Annotated in this window: 17 protein-coding genes; 5 read left to right on the forward strand and 12 right to left on the reverse strand. The window is 64.0% G+C overall.

The window, feature by feature from the left end:
* Positions 1-62: 62 nt before the first annotated feature.
* The 8 genes from ACQ5BL_RS19980 to ACQ5BL_RS20015 all read right to left on the reverse strand — a co-directional run bounded on the left by ACQ5BL_RS19980 (position 63) and on the right by ACQ5BL_RS20015 (position 7,527).
* Complete coding sequence (locus ACQ5BL_RS19980; protein ID WP_243809032.1) at positions 63-383, reverse strand: DUF2025 family protein; 321 nt, start codon at positions 381-383, stop codon at positions 63-65.
* Positions 384-777: 394 nt separating this feature from the next.
* A complete protein-coding gene (gene ubiM / locus ACQ5BL_RS19985) occupies positions 778-1,950 on the reverse strand; it encodes a 5-demethoxyubiquinol-8 5-hydroxylase UbiM (RefSeq protein ID WP_243809031.1) in 1,173 nt (390 codons plus the stop codon).
* Between the two features lie 139 nt (positions 1,951-2,089).
* Positions 2,090-2,932 carry an IclR family transcriptional regulator gene (locus tag ACQ5BL_RS19990; protein WP_207886891.1) on the reverse strand — a complete coding sequence of 281 codons (843 nt, stop codon included), beginning with the start codon at positions 2,930-2,932 and terminating at the stop codon, positions 2,090-2,092.
* Positions 2,933-3,192: 260 nt separating this feature from the next.
* Complete coding sequence (zapE, locus tag ACQ5BL_RS19995) at positions 3,193-4,266, reverse strand: cell division protein ZapE (RefSeq protein WP_243809030.1); 1,074 nt, start codon at positions 4,264-4,266, stop codon at positions 3,193-3,195.
* Complete coding sequence (pcaG, locus tag ACQ5BL_RS20000) at positions 4,256-4,861, reverse strand: protocatechuate 3,4-dioxygenase subunit alpha (RefSeq protein WP_243809029.1); 606 nt, start codon at positions 4,859-4,861, stop codon at positions 4,256-4,258. Before pcaG ends, zapE begins: the two co-directional genes overlap by 11 nt.
* Positions 4,862-4,873: 12 nt before the next feature.
* The gene (gene pcaH / locus ACQ5BL_RS20005; protein ID WP_243809028.1) at positions 4,874-5,593 is read right to left on the reverse strand and encodes a protocatechuate 3,4-dioxygenase subunit beta; all 720 of its coding nucleotides are present in this window, start codon (positions 5,591-5,593) and stop codon (positions 4,874-4,876) included.
* Positions 5,594-5,709: 116 nt separating this feature from the next.
* Complete coding sequence (gene pcaQ, locus ACQ5BL_RS20010) at positions 5,710-6,639, reverse strand: pca operon transcription factor PcaQ (RefSeq protein ID WP_243809027.1); 930 nt, start codon at positions 6,637-6,639, stop codon at positions 5,710-5,712.
* Positions 6,640-6,645: 6 nt separating this feature from the next.
* Positions 6,646-7,527, reverse strand: a complete 882-nt coding sequence (locus ACQ5BL_RS20015; RefSeq protein WP_243809026.1) for a helix-turn-helix domain-containing protein — start codon at positions 7,525-7,527, stop codon at positions 6,646-6,648.
* A gap of 106 nt (positions 7,528-7,633) precedes the next feature.
* On the opposite strand from ACQ5BL_RS20015, the gene pobA reads away from it, so the two are divergent.
* The 4 genes from pobA to ACQ5BL_RS20035 all read left to right on the forward strand — a co-directional run bounded on the left by pobA (position 7,634) and on the right by ACQ5BL_RS20035 (position 13,072).
* Positions 7,634-8,818, forward strand: a complete 1,185-nt coding sequence (gene pobA, locus ACQ5BL_RS20020; RefSeq protein ID WP_243809025.1) for a 4-hydroxybenzoate 3-monooxygenase — start codon at positions 7,634-7,636, stop codon at positions 8,816-8,818.
* A gap of 213 nt (positions 8,819-9,031) precedes the next feature.
* A complete protein-coding gene (locus ACQ5BL_RS20025) occupies positions 9,032-9,580 on the forward strand; it encodes a hypothetical protein (protein WP_243809024.1) in 549 nt (182 codons plus the stop codon).
* A gap of 122 nt (positions 9,581-9,702) precedes the next feature.
* Positions 9,703-11,610, forward strand: coding sequence for a c-type cytochrome (locus ACQ5BL_RS20030; protein WP_243809023.1), 1,908 nt, complete (start codon positions 9,703-9,705; stop codon positions 11,608-11,610).
* 307 nt (positions 11,611-11,917) lie between these two features.
* Complete coding sequence (locus ACQ5BL_RS20035; RefSeq protein ID WP_243809022.1) at positions 11,918-13,072, forward strand: catalase family protein; 1,155 nt, start codon at positions 11,918-11,920, stop codon at positions 13,070-13,072.
* 115 nt (positions 13,073-13,187) lie between these two features.
* On the opposite strand, the gene ACQ5BL_RS20040 is transcribed toward ACQ5BL_RS20035, so the two are convergent.
* Genes ACQ5BL_RS20040 through ACQ5BL_RS20050 form a run of 3 tightly spaced genes read right to left on the reverse strand, consistent with a single transcriptional unit; the run spans position 13,188 to position 14,763 of the window.
* Positions 13,188-13,475, reverse strand: coding sequence for a hypothetical protein (locus ACQ5BL_RS20040; RefSeq protein ID WP_207886901.1), 288 nt, complete (start codon positions 13,473-13,475; stop codon positions 13,188-13,190).
* On the reverse strand, positions 13,472-14,185 hold the full coding sequence (locus tag ACQ5BL_RS20045) for a peptidoglycan recognition protein family protein (RefSeq protein ID WP_243809021.1): 714 nt from the start codon (positions 14,183-14,185) through the stop codon (positions 13,472-13,474). The genes ACQ5BL_RS20040 and ACQ5BL_RS20045 overlap by 4 nt, the downstream gene beginning before the upstream one ends.
* Positions 14,182-14,763, reverse strand: coding sequence for a PAAR domain-containing protein (locus tag ACQ5BL_RS20050; RefSeq protein WP_207886903.1), 582 nt, complete (start codon positions 14,761-14,763; stop codon positions 14,182-14,184). The genes ACQ5BL_RS20045 and ACQ5BL_RS20050 overlap by 4 nt, the downstream gene beginning before the upstream one ends.
* Positions 14,764-15,140: 377 nt before the next feature.
* Here ACQ5BL_RS20050 and ACQ5BL_RS20055 point away from each other — a divergent pair, with 377 nt between their 5' ends.
* Entirely contained in the window at positions 15,141-15,653 is a 513-nt protein-coding gene (locus ACQ5BL_RS20055; RefSeq protein WP_243809020.1) for a BRO-N domain-containing protein, read from the forward strand.
* A 204-nt stretch (positions 15,654-15,857) separates the two neighbouring features.
* Here ACQ5BL_RS20055 and ppk2 read toward each other — a convergent pair whose 3' ends face one another.
* Complete coding sequence (gene ppk2 / locus ACQ5BL_RS20060) at positions 15,858-16,775, reverse strand: polyphosphate kinase 2 (protein ID WP_243809019.1); 918 nt, start codon at positions 16,773-16,775, stop codon at positions 15,858-15,860.
* Between the last annotated feature and the right edge of the window lie 190 nt (positions 16,776-16,965).

The following is a 16,965-nucleotide window of genomic DNA, read 5'->3' on the forward strand; positions in this document are numbered from 1 at the left end:
CAAGGGACTACCCAGAGGGATGCGAGGCCGGCCGGTGCAACCGACCGCCTCGGCGAACCGGCTTACTTCGGGCGCCGTTCTGCTGCGATTTCCGGCAGATCGGTACGACGCAGGTAAGTGAGCAGCGCTTCGCTGAAGTTGAGGCGGTCATTGATGTTCTGCGCCGCGAGGATTTCCAGGCACTCGCGACTCAGGGTCATGACATCGCCGGCGCGCCGCGTCCAGACGAACTCGCAGGCCGGCCGGATGCTGTCCTCGACCACATCCATGCCGAAGGAGTCCTCGCTGAAGCGCACGATGTACTTGCCCGTCTTGCGGTTGTAGCCGACAAAACCGCACAGGCCATCGGCCGCGGCGCAGATGTCGCTGGAAGTGATAGCCATGGTTCCCCCTGGATCGGATTGTTATGGATTGCGCACGCAGGAGGGGCCGCTCTGATGGCGGCTGGATCGTTCTTTCTGCCGGGCCGACTGTCATCGCGGATAGCTCTTGTAGGAGCGGACTCTGTCCGCGATAGGCGCCACAGCGAGGCTGATCGCGGACGGAGTCCGCTCCTACGACAGCCGGACGCCCCGTAGGAGCGGACCTTGTCCGCGAAATCCATCGCAGCCACACCCATCCCAACAGGGAAACTCCGGAAGACGTAGGGCGTACAACCGTTCGCGGTTGTACGCCGATATACCTCGCCTCCCCATGCGCGCCGCAACCAAATTCGGAGCGCCCGGAAATCGAGGTCAAACGACGTATAACGTCGAACGTTATACGCCCTACTCTCCGTCACACCCCCTGCGCCAGATGCCGCGCAATCACCTGCCGCAGCGGCGGCAGGCCCTGTGCCAGGCGCAGGCCGGCGTTGCGCAGCAGGCGCACCGGCGGACGCGGATCGGTGTACATGCCGACGATCAGGCGCGTGGCCTGGTACAGCGGCCAGGTCGCCAGGCGGTGGGCCGTGGCGTAACGGCGCAGCGACCAGGCACCGCCGATGTCGCCGCCGCGCCTGTGGGTGGCCAGCACTTCCGCAGCGAGGCGGCGCTGGCTCTGCAAACCGAAGTTGAAACCATGGGCGGTGACCGGGTGCATGCCGACGGCGGCATCGCCGATCAACGCGCTGCGCGGGCCGGCGAAGCGGTCGGCGAAGACACCCACCAACGGGTAGCTGTGGCGCGGACCAAGCAGTTGCATCGCCCCCAGGCGACGGTCGAAACGCCGCTCCATCTCATGGGCGAAGGCCGCTTCGTCCAGCTCCAGCAACGGCGCCATCTCGCGCTGCGGCAGGGTCAGCACCACCGAGGAACGATCGCCATTGATCGGCAACAACGCCAGGGTCTGGCCATAACCGAACCACTCCCAGGCCACGTTGTGGTGCGGCCGCTCGTGGGCCATGCGGCAGACCATCATGGTCTTGCCGAAATCCTCCATGCCCGCGCCGATGCCGAGCATCCGCCGCGTTTCGGAGAAGCGGCTGTCGGCGGCGACCAGCAGGCGCGCATGCACAACACTGTCGTCATCCAGCGTCAGTCGCACGCCGTCGCGCTCCATTTGCAGCGAGCGCAGCGCCCTGCCACAGACGAGCGACACGTCCGGGCACTCGTGCACCGCATCGAAGGCCACGCGGCGAATCACCTGGTTGGAAACGAAGTAGCCCAGTTGCTCGGCGCCAGCCTGCCCCGCCTCGATACGCAGGGCGAACAGTGACGGACCGTTGAGTACCTGGGCATCGCGCAGTGGCGAAATCTCCTGCGGATCGATGCGTGACCACATGCCCAAGCGCTGCAGTTCGGCGCGGGAGGCATGGGTCAGGGCGATCTCGCGGCCGTCCTCGGCCGGCTCGGCGAGGCTCGCCAGCGGCTGGCGTTCGATCAGCTGGATCGACAGGCCGTTGCCGGACAGCGAGCGGGCCAGGCACAGCCCGGCGGGGCCGGCGCCGACGATGGCGATGTCCACGTGCATGGGTGACTCCTTTCGCGGGGATGGGGGCGGTCCCGGAGTCTAGGTTGGCCGCCCGGCGCTTTCGTTGCCGTGGATCAGTACGGCGCCGCGCCACCCCTGCGGCGCCACCGCGCATACCTCCGAGGAGGCATGCCGCCGCTCAATGGAACAGCCGGGTGCCCAGCTCGCGGCTGGCCTCCAGCAGCACCGGCAGGAAGCGCGTCTCCAGCTCCTGGCGCGACACCCGCCCGGCGTGGGTGCCAACGTTCAGCGCGGCCAGCACCTGGCCGGCGGAATCCTTCAGCGGCACGGCGATGGAGCGCAGGCCGACCTCCAGCTCCTGGTCGATGATCACCCAGCCCTGCTGGCGGATCTCGGCAATGCTCGCGCGGAGCATCTCCGGGGTGTGCACGGTGCGGCTGGTCTTCACCTGCAGGTCGGCGTGAGACAGGTAGTCCTCCAGCGCCTGGTCATCCAGGCCGGCAAGCAGGATGCGGCCCATGGAGGTGCAGTAGGCCGGCAGCCGGCTGCCGACGCTGAGGTCCACGGAGATCAGGCGCTGCGGCGTCGCGGAACGAGCGATATAGAGGATTTCGTCGCCTTCCAGGGTCGCCATCGAGCAGGCCTCGTGCAGCTGCTCGCTGAGACGGTCGAGGATCGGCTGGGCGGTGACCGCCAGCGGCGTGGACGACAGGTAGGCGTGGCCGAGGGTCAGCACCTTGGGCAACAGCGAATAGGTGCGCCCGTCGGAGGTGACGTAGCCCAGCTTCATCAGCGTATGCAGGCAGCGGCGCACGGCGGCGCGGGGAATCTCGGTACGGTGGCTGATCTGCGCGATGGTCAGGTGGCGCTTGCGCTCCTGAAAGGCATGGATCACTGCCAGGCCGCGCGCCAGCGAGGTCATGAAGTTCGGGTCACCGGTGAAGGCCTCGATGCGCTTGGCGGGCGAAGCGATGATCGGCGGCGCGAGGGGCGGCAGGCTGGCACGGGGGGCGTCGGTCATTTCTTGTGGTTCCAGGCAGACAGGCTCCGGGCGATTATCGATACGGCTGAGCGATTATCGCAACTGAACTGACCGATTATCGAACGGAGCTTGCCGCTCCCTATAGGAGCGCGCCATGCGCGCGGTCGCGGGCATGGCCCGCTCCTACAGGTTGAATCCGATGTTTCGGATAGCGTAGGAGCGGACTCTGTCCGCGATCGATCTCGCGCCGGGGCTAATCGCGGACGGATTCCGCTCCTACAGGGAGGCCAGGCCGCCACTCAGCCGAGCGGCTCCAGCTTCAACTGCCGCAACCGGCTCAACGTCCGCGCGAAGTCCACCGCCGCCCCACCCGCCGCCAGTTCCTCCAGCGAAACCGAGGCGAACAGCTGCAACCGCAACTGGCGGTCGTAGGCAATGTCGATGAAATTGAGGAAACGCATGCTCACATCCGGCGGGTAGTCTGCCAGCGGGCCGAGGCCGCTGACGGCCATGCGTGGGAAGTGCTCGATCAGCCACAGGTAATCGCTGGCCGAGCGCGGGCGTTCGAACATTTCGCTGAAATCCATCCACGCACAGTGATCGTCGTGGGCATGCACCTTCAGCGGGTGGTGGTTGACGCTGAGCACCTCATCGAACTTCGCGTCCGCCGCCAGGCCCAGACGGGAGCCGATCAGCTCCAGATCATCAGGACGCGCCGGCCAGAGGAAGCTGCCCCACTCCTCCAACGAGGTGCTGTGCTCGCGGTAGTCCTGGCCAGCATCCACCGAAATCACCTCGAAGCGCTTTTCGATCAGCTCGATGGCCGGGCGGAAGCGCTCGCGGTACAGCGGGTTCGGGCAGAGATTTTCCGGCTCGTAGTTGGAGGTGCAGACCAGTCCCACGCCCTCGTCCACCAGCACCTTGAGCATGCGCCCCAGGAGCATGGCGTCGCCGATGTCGTGGACGTGGAACTCGTCGAAGCACAGCAGCCGGGTTTCCTCGGCGATGGCGCGGGCCACCCGCACCAGCGGGTCGGACTGGCCGGTGATCGCCAGCATGCGCCCTTGCAATTCCTGCAGGAAGGCATGGAAGTGCACGCGGCGCTTGGCCTGGATCGGCGCGGCGGCGAAGAAGTGGTCCATGACGAAGCTCTTGCCCCGCCCTACACCGCCCCACAGGTAGACGCCCGCCACCGGCTTGCGCAGGAAGCCGTGACGGCCGGCGAGAAAATCGTCGAGCCAGCTGGCGAGGTGATCCACCGCCGTCAGCTGGGCTTCGTCCGCACGATAGCCGCGCTCGTCGAGCGCGGCGGTGAAGTGCCGCCGAACACGGTCGGCGACCGCTTCGGCGGATATTTCAGTATCAAAAGTCAAAGAACACCGTTTCCGCATCACCCTGGACGCGGATATCAAAGCGGTAAGCGAGCCTCCCGTCCAGCTCGCAGCGCTTGGCGATCAGTGTCTGCCGACGTTCGGGCTGCTCGATGCGGTTGAGCACCGGGTCCGCCGCGTTGGCCTCTGCCTCATCCTCGAAGTAGATGCGCGTCTGCAGATGGATATTGATGCCGCGGGCGAACAGCGAAACATTGATGTGCGGCGCCATGGGCACGCCGGCGGCGTTCTTCACCACGCCGGGCTTGACGGTGCGCACCTGCCATTCGCCGGCGTCGAAGGTCGTCGCCGTGCGCCCGAAGCCATTGAAGGGCTTTTCCAGGTCGTAGGCGCTGTCGTACACGCCTTCATGGTTGGCCTGCCACAGCTCCAGGAAGGAATCGCGGATCAGGTGGCCGTTGCCGTCGTAGACGTGGCCGACCAGCAGGATGTGCTCGCCGGGCGCGCCGGGCTTGGCCATTTCGCTCCAGATTTCCTGGTCACGGGCCGGGTTGCCGGCGGCGGCCAGGGCAAGGCCGATGTGCACGTAGGGGCCGGCAGTCTGCGAAGGGGTTTCCGGCAGCAGTTCGATAGGCATGGTCGGTCCTCCTCACTTGTTCTCGAAATGGGTCTTGCGCTGGCCGCGCAGCACGATGTCGAAGCGGTAGGCCAGGCAGTCCATGGGGTTAGCGTTGCTCATGTCGAGCTTGGCGATCAGCGTCTGTACCGCGTCCGGGTTGGCAATGGACTTGACGATGGGGCACATCGGGATCAGCGGGTCACCCTCGAAGTACAGCTGGGTGATCAGGCGCGTGGAGATCGACGGACCGCTGATGGAAAAGTGCACGTGCGCCGGGCGCCAGTCGTTCGGGCCGTTGCCCCAGGGATACGGACCAGGCTTGATGGTGCGGAAGATGTAACGCCCTTCGCTGTCGGTCAGCGCGCGGCCGACACCGCCGAAGTTCGGGTCCAGCGGCGCCAGGTAACGGTCATTCTTGTGGCGGTAGCGGCCACCGGCGTTGGCCTGCCACATCTCCACCAGGGTGTGCGGGACGGGCTTGCCGTACTGGTCCATGACCCGGCCGGAAATCAGGATGCGCTCGCCGATCGGCAGGCCACCGTTGTTGAAGTTCAGCAGCAGGTCGTTGTCGTGCTCGCCCATCTTCAGGTGCGAGAAGTCAGGGCCGCTGGTTTCGGAGACCGACTGCGGAATGCTCACCAGCGCCTGGCGCGGGGAACGGGCGATGGAGGTCTTGTAGTCGCGCGTGAGGGCTTTGGGGTGCCAGTTTCGGTCACGAATGACGAAGCGGCTATTTTCCGCATCGGACATGTCGGTCTCCTGTTGTTGGATTTATAGGAGCCTGTTGCATCAGGCAGTGCGGCGAGTGTCGCCCGCAAGTCCGGTGCCGAAAACTGAAAAGATGCCCGCAATCCATAACCAAATGGTTATGGATAAGCCCCCTCGCGGTACGCCTCGCCCACCTCGCGCAACACCTCCAGGCACCAGTGCGCGCCGAGGGACAGCGGCAGCGTCGAGTTGCTGCACAGGCCCACAGAACCGCCGGGCTCCTGCACGTCCAGCGGCAGCTCGACCATCTCGCCGTTGCGCAGGTCCAGGCGCACCGAATCCAGCGGGGCGATCCACAGCGCGTCGCTGGTCAATACATAACGGCGGCTGAGCACGGTGGAGAGCGTCTCCAGCCTCTGGCGCGGCTGGCCGAGGCCGCTCTGCACCAGCAGGCTGTCGGCGGACTTGCGGATGGTGGTACCGGCCAGCGGCAGCACCAGGGGCCAGTCGTCCAGCGCAGAAGGCGGCAGCGGGCGGCCCACCAGCGGATGGCCGGCGCGGGCCACCAGGGTCATGGACTCGCTATAGAGGTGCTCGAAGGCCAGGCCCTGAATCTGCGGACTCTCGGTCATCCGGCCGACCACCAGGTCCAGCTCGCCGACCCGCAGTTGCGACAGCAGATGCGCGCTCGGCCCGGTGACCACGCTGACCACCAGCGCCGGATGGCGCTCATGCAGGCGCCGCACCACTTCCGGCATCAGCAGGCTTTCCACGGTGGAGAGCACGCCCAGGCGTACCGTGCTGGAGGCGTATTCGCCGCCGCGCAGGCTGTTGACCCCGTCGCGCAGCGCCTGCACGCAGGGCCCGGCGTAACGCAGGAAGGCCACGCCCGCCTCGGTCAGGCTGGCGCCGCTCTTGCCGCGCTCGAACAGGCTGGCTTCGAGCAGGTCCTCCAGCTCCTTGAGCGTCTTCGAGATGGCCGGCTGGCTCACCGCGAGCACATCCGCCGCGCGGGCCAGGCTGCCCTGCCGGGCCACTTCGAGGAAACACACCAGGTGGCGGAACTTGATACGCGAATCGATATTCATGGTGGCTCAACGCTTATCGCGGAAGGCACGGGGCGAAACCCCGGCGTAGCGCTTGAAGAATCGGGAGAAGTAAGCGGGCTCGGAGAAGCCCAGGCTGTCCGACACCTGCTGCACGGTCAGGGTGGTGTACACCAGATGGCGCTTGGCCTCCAGCAGCAGGCGCTGGTGGATCATCTGCAACGCCGACTGCCCGGCCAGGCGCCGGCACAGCGCATTCAGATGCGCGGCGCTGATACCCAGCTTCGCCGCGTAGTGCTCGATGGGCCGATGTTCGCGGAAGTCCTGCTCCAGCAGGCGGGCAAAGGCCTGCACATGCTCGATGCCCCGATCCTGCTGGCTGGCCTCGGCATGGGTCTGCTCCAGCGAGCGGCGACTGAGCCAGACCAGCAGCATGTTGAGCAGCGATTGCAGCATCAGGTCGCGGCCCGGCGCGTGCCCGGCGTACTCACGGTCGATGGACTCGAACAGTGCGTCCAGATGGCGCTTGCCCTCGCCCACGGCGAAGCACGCCGGCTGCTCCAGCACCGTGCTCTCCAGCAGGCGGCCGAGCTGTTCGGCCAGCGGCAGGCCCATGCTCAGCACCCAGCCCTGCACATCCTCGGCGAAGCGGAAACCGTGCACCGCCAGCGCCGGCGTGACCTGCAGCGACGCCTCGCGGACCGGCATCACCTGCCCCTCCACCTCCAGCTCCGCCTCGCCTGACTGCACATAGAGCAGTTGCACCAGATCACCGTGGCGGTGCGGGCGGATTTCCCAGTCGTGCAAGCGGCTGCGCGAGGCGATGGATTCGCAGTGGATCAGGTCCGGCGTCGGCCACGCGGTGGTCTCGCCATACAGGCGAAATACCGGAACCGGATTGCCGCGCGCTTGTTCGATCACCGAACACATCCATGAAAAGTCCAAGAAGACTGTTGGAAATTACCTTCAAAGCCCAATCCGATCCACAAAAAATGCAGGTAACAAAAACAATAGGCCATTCAAAAGGACCTTCCTCATGAAAACCCAGGTCGCCATCATCGGCGCCGGCCCGTCCGGCCTCCTGCTCGGCCAGCTGCTGCACAAGGCTGGCATCGACACCGTCATCCTCGAACGCCAGACTCCCGACTACGTACTCGGCCGCATCCGCGCCGGGGTGCTCGAACAGACCACCGCCGACCTGCTGCGCGAAGCCGGCGCGGGCGAACGCATGGACGCCGAAGGGCTGGTTCATGACGGTTTCGAACTGGTGCTCAACGGCCGCCGCGAGCGCATCGACCTCAAGGGCCTGACCGGCGGCAAGCAGGTGATGGTCTATGGCCAGACCGAAGTGACCCGCGACCTGATGCAGGTCCGCGCCGCCAGCGGCGCCCTGAGCGTGTACGAAGCGGCCGACGTGGAACTGCACGACGTCACCAGCGAAAAGCCCTACGTCACCTTCACCCACCAGGGCGAGCAGGTGCGCCTGGACTGTGACTACATCGCCGGCTGCGACGGCTTCCACGGTGTGGCGCGGCGCACCATCCCGGCCGAGCGCCTGAGCATCTTCGAGCGCGTCTACCCGTTCGGCTGGCTCGGCCTGCTCAGCGACACCCCGCCGGTCAACCACGAACTGATCTACGCCAGCAGCGAGCGCGGTTTCAGCCTGTGCAGCCAGCGCTCCGCCACCCGCAGCCGCTACTACCTGCAGGTAGGGTTGGACGAGAAGGTGGAAGACTGGTCCGACGAGCGCTTCTGGGACGAGCTCAAGCGCCGCATCCCCGAGGACGCCGCGCGCCAGCTGATCACCGGTCCCTCGCTGGAGAAGAGCATCGCCCCGCTGCGCAGCTTCGTGGTGGAGCCGCTGCACTACGGCCGCCTGTTCCTGGTCGGCGACGCCGGCCACATCGTCCCGCCCACCGGCGCCAAGGGCCTGAACCTCGCCGCCAGCGACGTGAACACCCTGTACCGCATCCTGGTGAAGGTCTACGGCGAAGGCCGGACCGAGCTGCTGGAGCAATACTCGCCTATCGCCCTGCGACGCATCTGGAAGGCCGAGCGCTTCTCCTGGTGGATGACCTCGATGCTGCACCACTTCCCCGAGAACGACGCCTTCACCCGGCGCATGCTGGAGACCGAGCTGGACTACTTCGTCGGCTCCGAGGCCGGGCGCACGACCATTGCGGAGAACTATGTGGGGCTGCCGTTCGAGGATGTGATCTAAGCCGATGGGTCAGGAGCTCTTGCTCCCGTAGGAGCGGAGCTTCTCCGCGATCCGGCCGCCAGGCCGGTGCAATCGCCATGACGACGGTCCCGGCTGCGCCGGGATTTCGCGGAGAAGCTCCGCTCCTACAAAAGCCCATACACCGAAGCTCAACCTGTAGGAGCGCGCCATGCGCGCGATCGCGGGCATGGCCCGCTCCTACAGGGGAGCAATGTGCGCGCCGCCACGAAAATCCCCACCAACTATCCTTACTCTCCAGCCGCCTCGCTCGCCGCGTCACCGCCGGAGGGCCGCATCGACCAGGACGAAGAAAACTTCCTCAGCCACCTGCTTGCCGAGAGCGGCGACGGCGACCTGCGCGCCTTCGCCACGCTCTACCGCTGCACCGCCCCGCGCCTGTACCCACTGGCGCTACGCCTGCGGCCACGGCAGGACGAGGCGGACGCCCTGTTCGTCGACACCTTCCTGCACATCTGGACCGACGGCGACCGTTACCACCCCACCCGCAGCGCCGCGCTGGACTGGATGGCCGCCCTGCTCTACCAGCTTGCCGAACGTCCGCCGCCCGAGCCCGGCGACGAACCCTGGCCCGAACTGCCGCCGCCGGACGAACTCTGGCCCGCCATCCGCGCCCGCCTGCCCGACGATGAAGACGACAGCCGCAGCCTGCGTCGTCCGCTGATCATCGCCTGCCTGGTCGGCGTGCTGATTGGCGTACTGCTGAGTCTCAGCCTGCTGCTTGACCTGCGCCCCGGCCACTAGCCCCCGGACCAGGCCGACGACCTCGAAAAACCCTGAACCCCGCGCGCCATCACCTTGCCAATCCGTCCCACACTTGGCATAAACGTCCAAGTCCATTTCGCACTTAAAACAAGGAAGTTTCGATGCGCATTGTTGGCCGCGTCCTACTTGCAGTCCTGTTCCTGCTTCTTCTGATCGGCGGCCTCATCGCCTGGTACACCGCCCATCCCAACCTGCCGCAGTACAGTCCGCCGGAAAAGATGATCCACCTCGACCAGTGGACCCAGGCGGACCGCGAAACCTACTACTACACGCCCCAGGGCACCCAGGTTAAAGGCCTGCGGTACGACTGGTTCACCCACCTGGAGCAGCCCTTCTCCAGGGACAAGTTCGCCAGCCCGGAAAACCTCGCGCGCTTCGGCTTCCTCATCGAGCCCGAGCAGATCGGCCGCGATGCCGACGACACCAAGGCCGCCAATCCGAAAAACCCTGGCAACCTGCCGGTCGGCTTCGCCCGCCACCAGGACGGCGAGACCGGCGCCTGGTACTTGGACATCACCTGCTCCGCCTGCCACACCGGCGAGCTGCGCTACAAAGGCACCGCCATCCGCATCGACGGCGGCGCGGCCATGCACTCCATCGCCTCCACCGTGCCCACCCTGCGCGGCGGCGCCTTCGGCCAGGCGCTGGGCGCCAGCCTTGCGGCCACCTACTACGTGCCGTGGAAGTTCGACCGCTTCGCCAAGGGCGTGCTGGGCGACCGCTATCCCAAGGGCAAGGCCGCGCTCAAGCGCGACGTGCGCAACGTGCTCGGCACCCTCGTCTCCACTGCCTGGAACGACACCCACCGTGGCCTCTACCCGACCCAGGAAGGCCCCGGCCGCGCCGACGCCTTCGGGCGCATCGCCAACAGCGTGTTCGGCGATGGCATCGACGCCTCCAACTACCGCGTCGCCAACGCCCCGGTGAACTACCCGCAGGTGTGGGACATCTGGAAATTCGACTGGGTGCAGTGGAACGGCTCGGCCATGCAGCCCATGGCCCGCAACATCGGCGAAGCCCTCGGCGTCGGCGCCACCCTGCGCCTGTTCGAGAGCGACGGCACACCGGTGATGGGCGACGAGCGCTACGCCTCCAGCGTGCGCCTGCGCGACCTCTACACCCTCGAGGAAACCCTCAAGCAGCTCAAGCCGCCGACCTGGCCGAAGGAGGTCTTCGGCGAGATCGACCTGGCCAAGGCCTCCCAGGGCCGCGCCCTGTTCCAGGCCAACTGCGTCTACTGCCATGGCCCGCACGTGAAGGAGCCCGGCGCCAAGGACTACATCGCCCCGGCCCGCGTGCCCGAGTGGCGCATGAAGCTGGTCCCCACCAAAGAAGTCGGCACCGACCCGACCACCGCCGACAACATCGCCGACCACAGCTTCGACATCCGCCCGCTGAAGCTCAAGGCCGAAGAGCTGCAGGGCATGAACGTCCACCTCTACCCGCAGAGCGAGCAACCGCTGGACCTGTCGAAGATCTCCGCCGCCAAGGGCCTGGCCTACGTCACCGCTTTCGTCGAACAGCGCGCCTACCGCGACGCCCACATCGGCGAAGAACAGCAGAAGGAAATGAACGGCTACGGCCTGCCCATCGGCGTACAGGAACTGCGCGCCTACAAGGCCCGTCCGCTGGACGGCATCTGGGCTACCCCGCCCTTCCTGCACAACGGCTCGGTGCCCAACCTGTTCCAACTGCTCTCCCCGGCGGCCGAGCGCGACAAACAGTTCTGGGTCGGCAGCTTCGAGTACGACCCCAAATACGCCGGCTACCGCACCGAGCGCTTCCCCGGCGGCTTCCTCTACAAGACCAGCATCACCGGCAACAGCAACGGCGGCCACGAATTCCGCGACGGCTGCCGCAAGGACGGCGCCATCGGCCGCGCCCTCAGCCCGGAGGAGCGCTGGGCGCTGGTGGAATACCTGAAGGTGCTGGGCAACCCCGAATACGAAAGCAGACTCGACCCGAACGTCCCCACCCAACCCTGGACGCCCGGACCGAAGTGCGAGTAACGCGCTGCTTTTCGTAGGACCGAGGGGGACGCCCAGTTCTTGCTCGCGAACCCGCTTCACTCCGGAGCTGCCGGGAAATTTGTTCGCGAGCAAGCTCGCTCCTACAGAAGAGCCACCGCTCCGCACCACCACCGAAACACCGATCCGCCCCTCTCCCTCTGAGCGGGGCGCGTAGCCAGGGCTGGGGTGAAGGTAATCCCCCGCTCCGATCCATCAGGCAGTCCCCTCTCCCCCAAGAGAGAGGGTCAAGGAGAGGGAAGCTCCTGGAGTCCCCTCCATAAAAAAGAACACGAAAGGACCCCGTGCCATGCAATCCCTGCTCACCCGCCTCTGGCTCTTCCTCGGCAAACTGCTCGGCCGCCTGCTGATCGGCCTCGCCGCCATCGGCCTGCTCGGCTGGGGCATCGGCAGCCTCTACTACGCCTGGAAATTCTCCGGCCCCGTCTCCGCCCAGGAAGAAATCCCGCCGGGCGAGGCCCAGCTCACCCAGGCCATCATCGAAGACGCCCTGCGCATCGTCGAACAGCACCGCGACAACACCCGCGTATTGCGTGACGCCCACGCCAAGGCCCATGGCTGCGTGAAGGCCGAAGTCACAGTCGCCAGCGACCTCGCCCCCGGCCTGCGCCAGGGCGTATTCGCCGAACCGGGCCACAAGTGGCAGGCCATGGTGCGCTTCTCCAACGGCAACCCCTACCCACAGTTCGACAGCACCCGCGACGCCCGCGGCATGGCCATCAAACTGCTCGACGTCCCCGGCGCCAAGCTGATGCCCGGCAAGGGCCACGACACCGAGCAGGACTTCGTCATGTTCAACCACCCGGTGTTCTTCGTCCGCGACGTCGCCGAATACCGGCAGAACTTCGCAGCCCAGGCCAGCGGCCAGAAGATCGGCGCCTTCTTCCCCAGCTGGAAGCCCAGCACCTGGGAACTCCGCCACCTGATCATCGCCCTGCAAACCCTCGCCCCCGCCCCCGACAGCCCGCTCCAGGCCAGCTACAACGGCATCGCCCCCTACAAGCTGGGCGAGGCGAACAACATCAAGTACCGCGTCATCCCCATGACCGAAGGCTGCCCGGCCTACCAGCTACCCAAGCTCAACGAAACGCAGCCCAACTTCCTGCGCACCGCGATGTACCAGCAACTCTCGGTCGACCGCGTACCCGCCTGCTTCGCCCTGCAAGTGCAGAAACAGGACCCGAGCAAGTACATGCCCATCGAAGACACCAGCGTCGAATGGAGCGAAAAGGACGCCCCCTTCCAGACCGTCGCCACCGTCAGCATCCCCGCCCAGGACTTCGACAGCCGCGAGCAGAACCTCGCGTGCGACAACCTCTCCTACAACCCCTGGCATGCACTGCCTGAGCACCGGCCGATTGGGGGTATCAACCGATTGAGGAAAGCGGTTTATGAGGCGGTGAGTGTTTATCGGCATCAGAGGAATGGAATCGGCGGGGAATAACGCTGCAAGGAGATACTCCAGATACAGCAACGCCACTGAAAGCCATAGAGCAGTATGAGAGATAAGACAACAGGCCCGCACATTAGCGGGCTTGTTGGGTCTGAAACCACTTAACTCAGCGCTCTTTACAGGCATCCAATTCGGTCTGCGTTTTCAGCTCAGTCTCGATACCTAGGCGATACTTACAGTAATCACGCACCGTAGCCCGCTCCAGTGGGCTCAATTGATCAAGGGGCTTGTCGTCCGCGTCGCTAGCAAAGAGATTTACGAACTCAACTTGCAACGAGGGATATTTCTTTATGAAGAAGACCCTCTTGTTGTCCTCGGCCCAGCGAGTCTTGTAGAAGCCCACATACAGATGGGCTGCGCATAGTACCAGAAGGAGAACGATGAGCTTTTTCATGATGTTGGCGGGGGAAGCAGGCCCATTCTCTTGCGAATATTTTTCACAAGTTCTATTCCAACATTTCCTGGGCAAATCTTTCCTTCAGACAATTGGTTAGGGTACTCGCGATGGCCGCCAAAATGTTTGATGACGAATACGCTCTTCAACGCAGAGATCAAGGTTATCACCGAATCGAATTGCGCTGCTGGAATGGAATTTGTCGTGTTCATACCAAGAAACTCCAGACCCTGGCGTCCCAACGCAACGATATCCCCTCCCTCATCAGCTGTGCTGAGGTTGTTCAGCAATACAATCCCAATGACTCCAGTGTTGTACTGCCTCACATGTGAGCCTTTCAGGCGAATATCCCGCCCTTCATAAATCACCCCATCGCAACTGATACCAAAGTGATAGGAAAAATCCTCGAATTTATCAATCTGTTCTTCTTGGGTCTCTCGCATCTGTTCCGCCCCAGCACCACACGAATAGCTTCGCCCTGCGTGGTGAAGAGCAATCATTGAGTAATCCCAGTCAGTTGCTGTAGCGTTGCCTTTTACAGCACCCCACTCAGATCGCTCGACAAACTGAGCACCAAGCTGTCGGGCTTTCCTGATGATAGCTTCGCGAGTGGCAGCGCGATCATTCACTGTAATTGAGACAGAGGCTACGGACTGACCCGATTTGATCTCCTGCGCCTTTTCTTTTGTAATGAAAATTTCTTCCCTCATACGAACATCTCCGAGAACTCTGCCAATTCGCGCGCAGGAGCATGGAAAATTACGTGAACTCTAATCACTGCTCCCTCCACAGGCGCTTCGACGATAGCCATACCGTTAGAATCTGTTACTCCTACCTTTCGACATCCATCGACCAGTGCAATGTACTTTCGGTTTGCCAATGGTTTTCCAGTGTTGCTATCGGTGATCACAAAGGATTTTGCAAAAATACGAGCTGTGCCTACTGAGGCCGCAGCCACATGAGATGAGGGCGCTACACCTGCAGCGAATTCTCCTAACGTGGCGGCGTCTTGGCGAGATTGATAGGTCGCACTTGACAACGAGTGGATTAGCCTAGCCCGACAAGGGCAAGTACTAACACTATCCAGAGTTCCAGCCACAGCTTCACCAATCATGAAGCTCTCAAAGCCTCCGGCTATCAGATAGTGTTTACCATCCTTACCGCACGTTACGGCATCCCCCGAACGCGCCACAGGAACTCCATGCATTGTAAAGCTCGGATTTCCCTCTAGAACCACCCCGCCGCAGGTCGTCCTATCACCCTGACGAATGTAATGTCCGATCGACATTTCTTTTCCTCGATTTAAGTAAACGAGTAGTGAAATTAACCAAACTATTGCAGAGAGGATGTAGGACCAATCCGAAATCAAGTGAAGAAGGCCGCTTCAATAGAATTCGCGGCAGAGGCAATTAGAACTGCACGTAGATATCTAATTAGAAAATCACAATGCACTTGACGTCCCTACTTCAGACTATCTACCCTCCACCCGCCCCGTGAAACCGACGGGGCCGGGATTAGCAGCCCGAAACCCTAGAGACAATCGCCGATCTGTATCGGCGGCCCAACCATTTGGGCCGTCCACCGGAACGCGGCATGTTGGGTTCGTGCGGCTGCTGATCCAACATCGTCCGTAGGTGGTCTGCTCGTTTTAGAGATGTGACTGAAATGGACGATTCTTCCCTCCCAACCCCACTCCCCTTCATCCGCAACCACCGCCAACTCCGCGCCCTCCTGATCGACGATCAGGTCTGGTTCATCCTCTCGGACTTCTGCCGCCTGGCGGGCTACCCGCATGTGGAGCGCATGGCCAATCGGCTGGCTGATGACCAGGTGCGAACCGAACAGCTGCCGACCGAAGACGGCCTGGTGCTCGACTATGTGCTGGTGAGCGAATCCGGCGTGTACCAGGCGCTGATCCTGTACAACACCGACCGGACCGCCAGCGATGCGCTGCGGCGCTGGATCAGCGGCACGGTGGTGCCGCAGGTGCGCAGCCAGTTCGCCGCCAATGGCCCGCGCCATGTGCAGTTGCAGTTCGAGAAGCAGTGCCTGGGCGTGCTGGATTGGCAGGATCAGCTCTGGATGAGCGTGGGCGACCTGCCGCGTGTGGTCGGCGGGCATTCGCCCATTGCCGGGCGCACGGGTTGGCGCGGTTGGGCGAAGCGGCTGCGGACGTAGGGCGTATAACGTTCGACGTTATACGCCGTTTGGCCGGGGCCACCGGGCACTCCGAGTTCGACCATTGAGCGAGCCATGCCCACGGTGTATCGGCGTCCAACCGCGAACGGTTGTACGCCCTACGGTGCGCCGAAGCTCACTGTAGGAGCGCGCCATGCGCGCGAATCGCGGGCATGGCCCGCTCCTACGGGGCGACGCGGGTGGTCAGTAGAACTCCGGCACCAGCAGTTCGTCCGGCGTGGGATTGCGGCGGTAGCCGGTGTGGCGCTGGCGTTCAGGGAGTTGGACGCTGGGTTGGCTGACTTCTTCGTAGGGGATCTGGCTCAGCAGGTGGTGGATGCAGTTGAGCCGGGCCTTCTTCTTGTCGTCGGCCTGCACCACCCACCAGGGCGCTTCGGCGATGTGGGTGCGCTCGATCATGGTTTCCTTGGCCTTGGTGTAGGCCTCCCAGCGCCTTCTCGACTCCAGGTCCATGGGGCTGAGCTTCCACTGTTTGAGCGGGTCGTGGATGCGGCCGAGGAAGCGGTAGTGCTGCTCTTCGTCGGAGATGGAGAACCAGTATTTGATGACCTGGATGCCGGAGCGCACCAGCATGCGCTCGAACTCGGGCACGCTGCGGAAGAACTCCTCGTACTGGTCATCGGAGCAGAAGCCCATCACCCGCTCGACGCCGGCGCGGTTATACCAGCTGCGGTCGAACAGGACGATCTCCCCCGCCGCCGGCAGGTGCGAGACGTAGCGCTGGAAGTACCACTGGGTGCGCTCGCGGTCGTTCGGCGCGGGCAATGCGGCGACACGGCAGACGCGGGGGTTGAGGCGCTGGGTGATGCGCTTGATGACGCCGCCCTTGCCCGCCGCGTCGCGGCCTTCGAAGAGGATCACCACCTTGTGGCCGGTCTTCACCACCCAGCTTTGCAGCTTGACCAGCTCGGCTTGAAGGCGGAACAGGGTGTGGAAGTAGCGCTGACGCGCCAGGCGTTCTTCGTGGGATTGCAGGTCGCCCTGGCGCAGGCCTTCGAGGTCGTAGAGCTCGTCGAAGAGTTCGAGTTCCAGCTCTTCGTCGCGGTCGTCGAGGAGGTCGCGCTGGACGCGCCGGGGAAGGGTCTTGTCATCGAGCAGCATGAGCGTTGCCTTGTGCCGTCACTGGCATATTCGTCCGTGGGTGACATTTTCATGACAGAAAAATGTAGTTACGTTGTATGACGAATTCGTGACAACAAGGCAAGGAAATATCCTTCAGAGCCCGAATTAGAGCCCTCTCAGGTCTGACAGCTGAGTCCTTACGCCGCGGGATGGCAGATGACTGCGCTGG

The organism is Pseudomonas sp. B1-22, from assembly GCF_050474425.1.
Taxonomy (GTDB): Bacteria; Pseudomonadota; Gammaproteobacteria; order Pseudomonadales; family Pseudomonadaceae; genus Pseudomonas.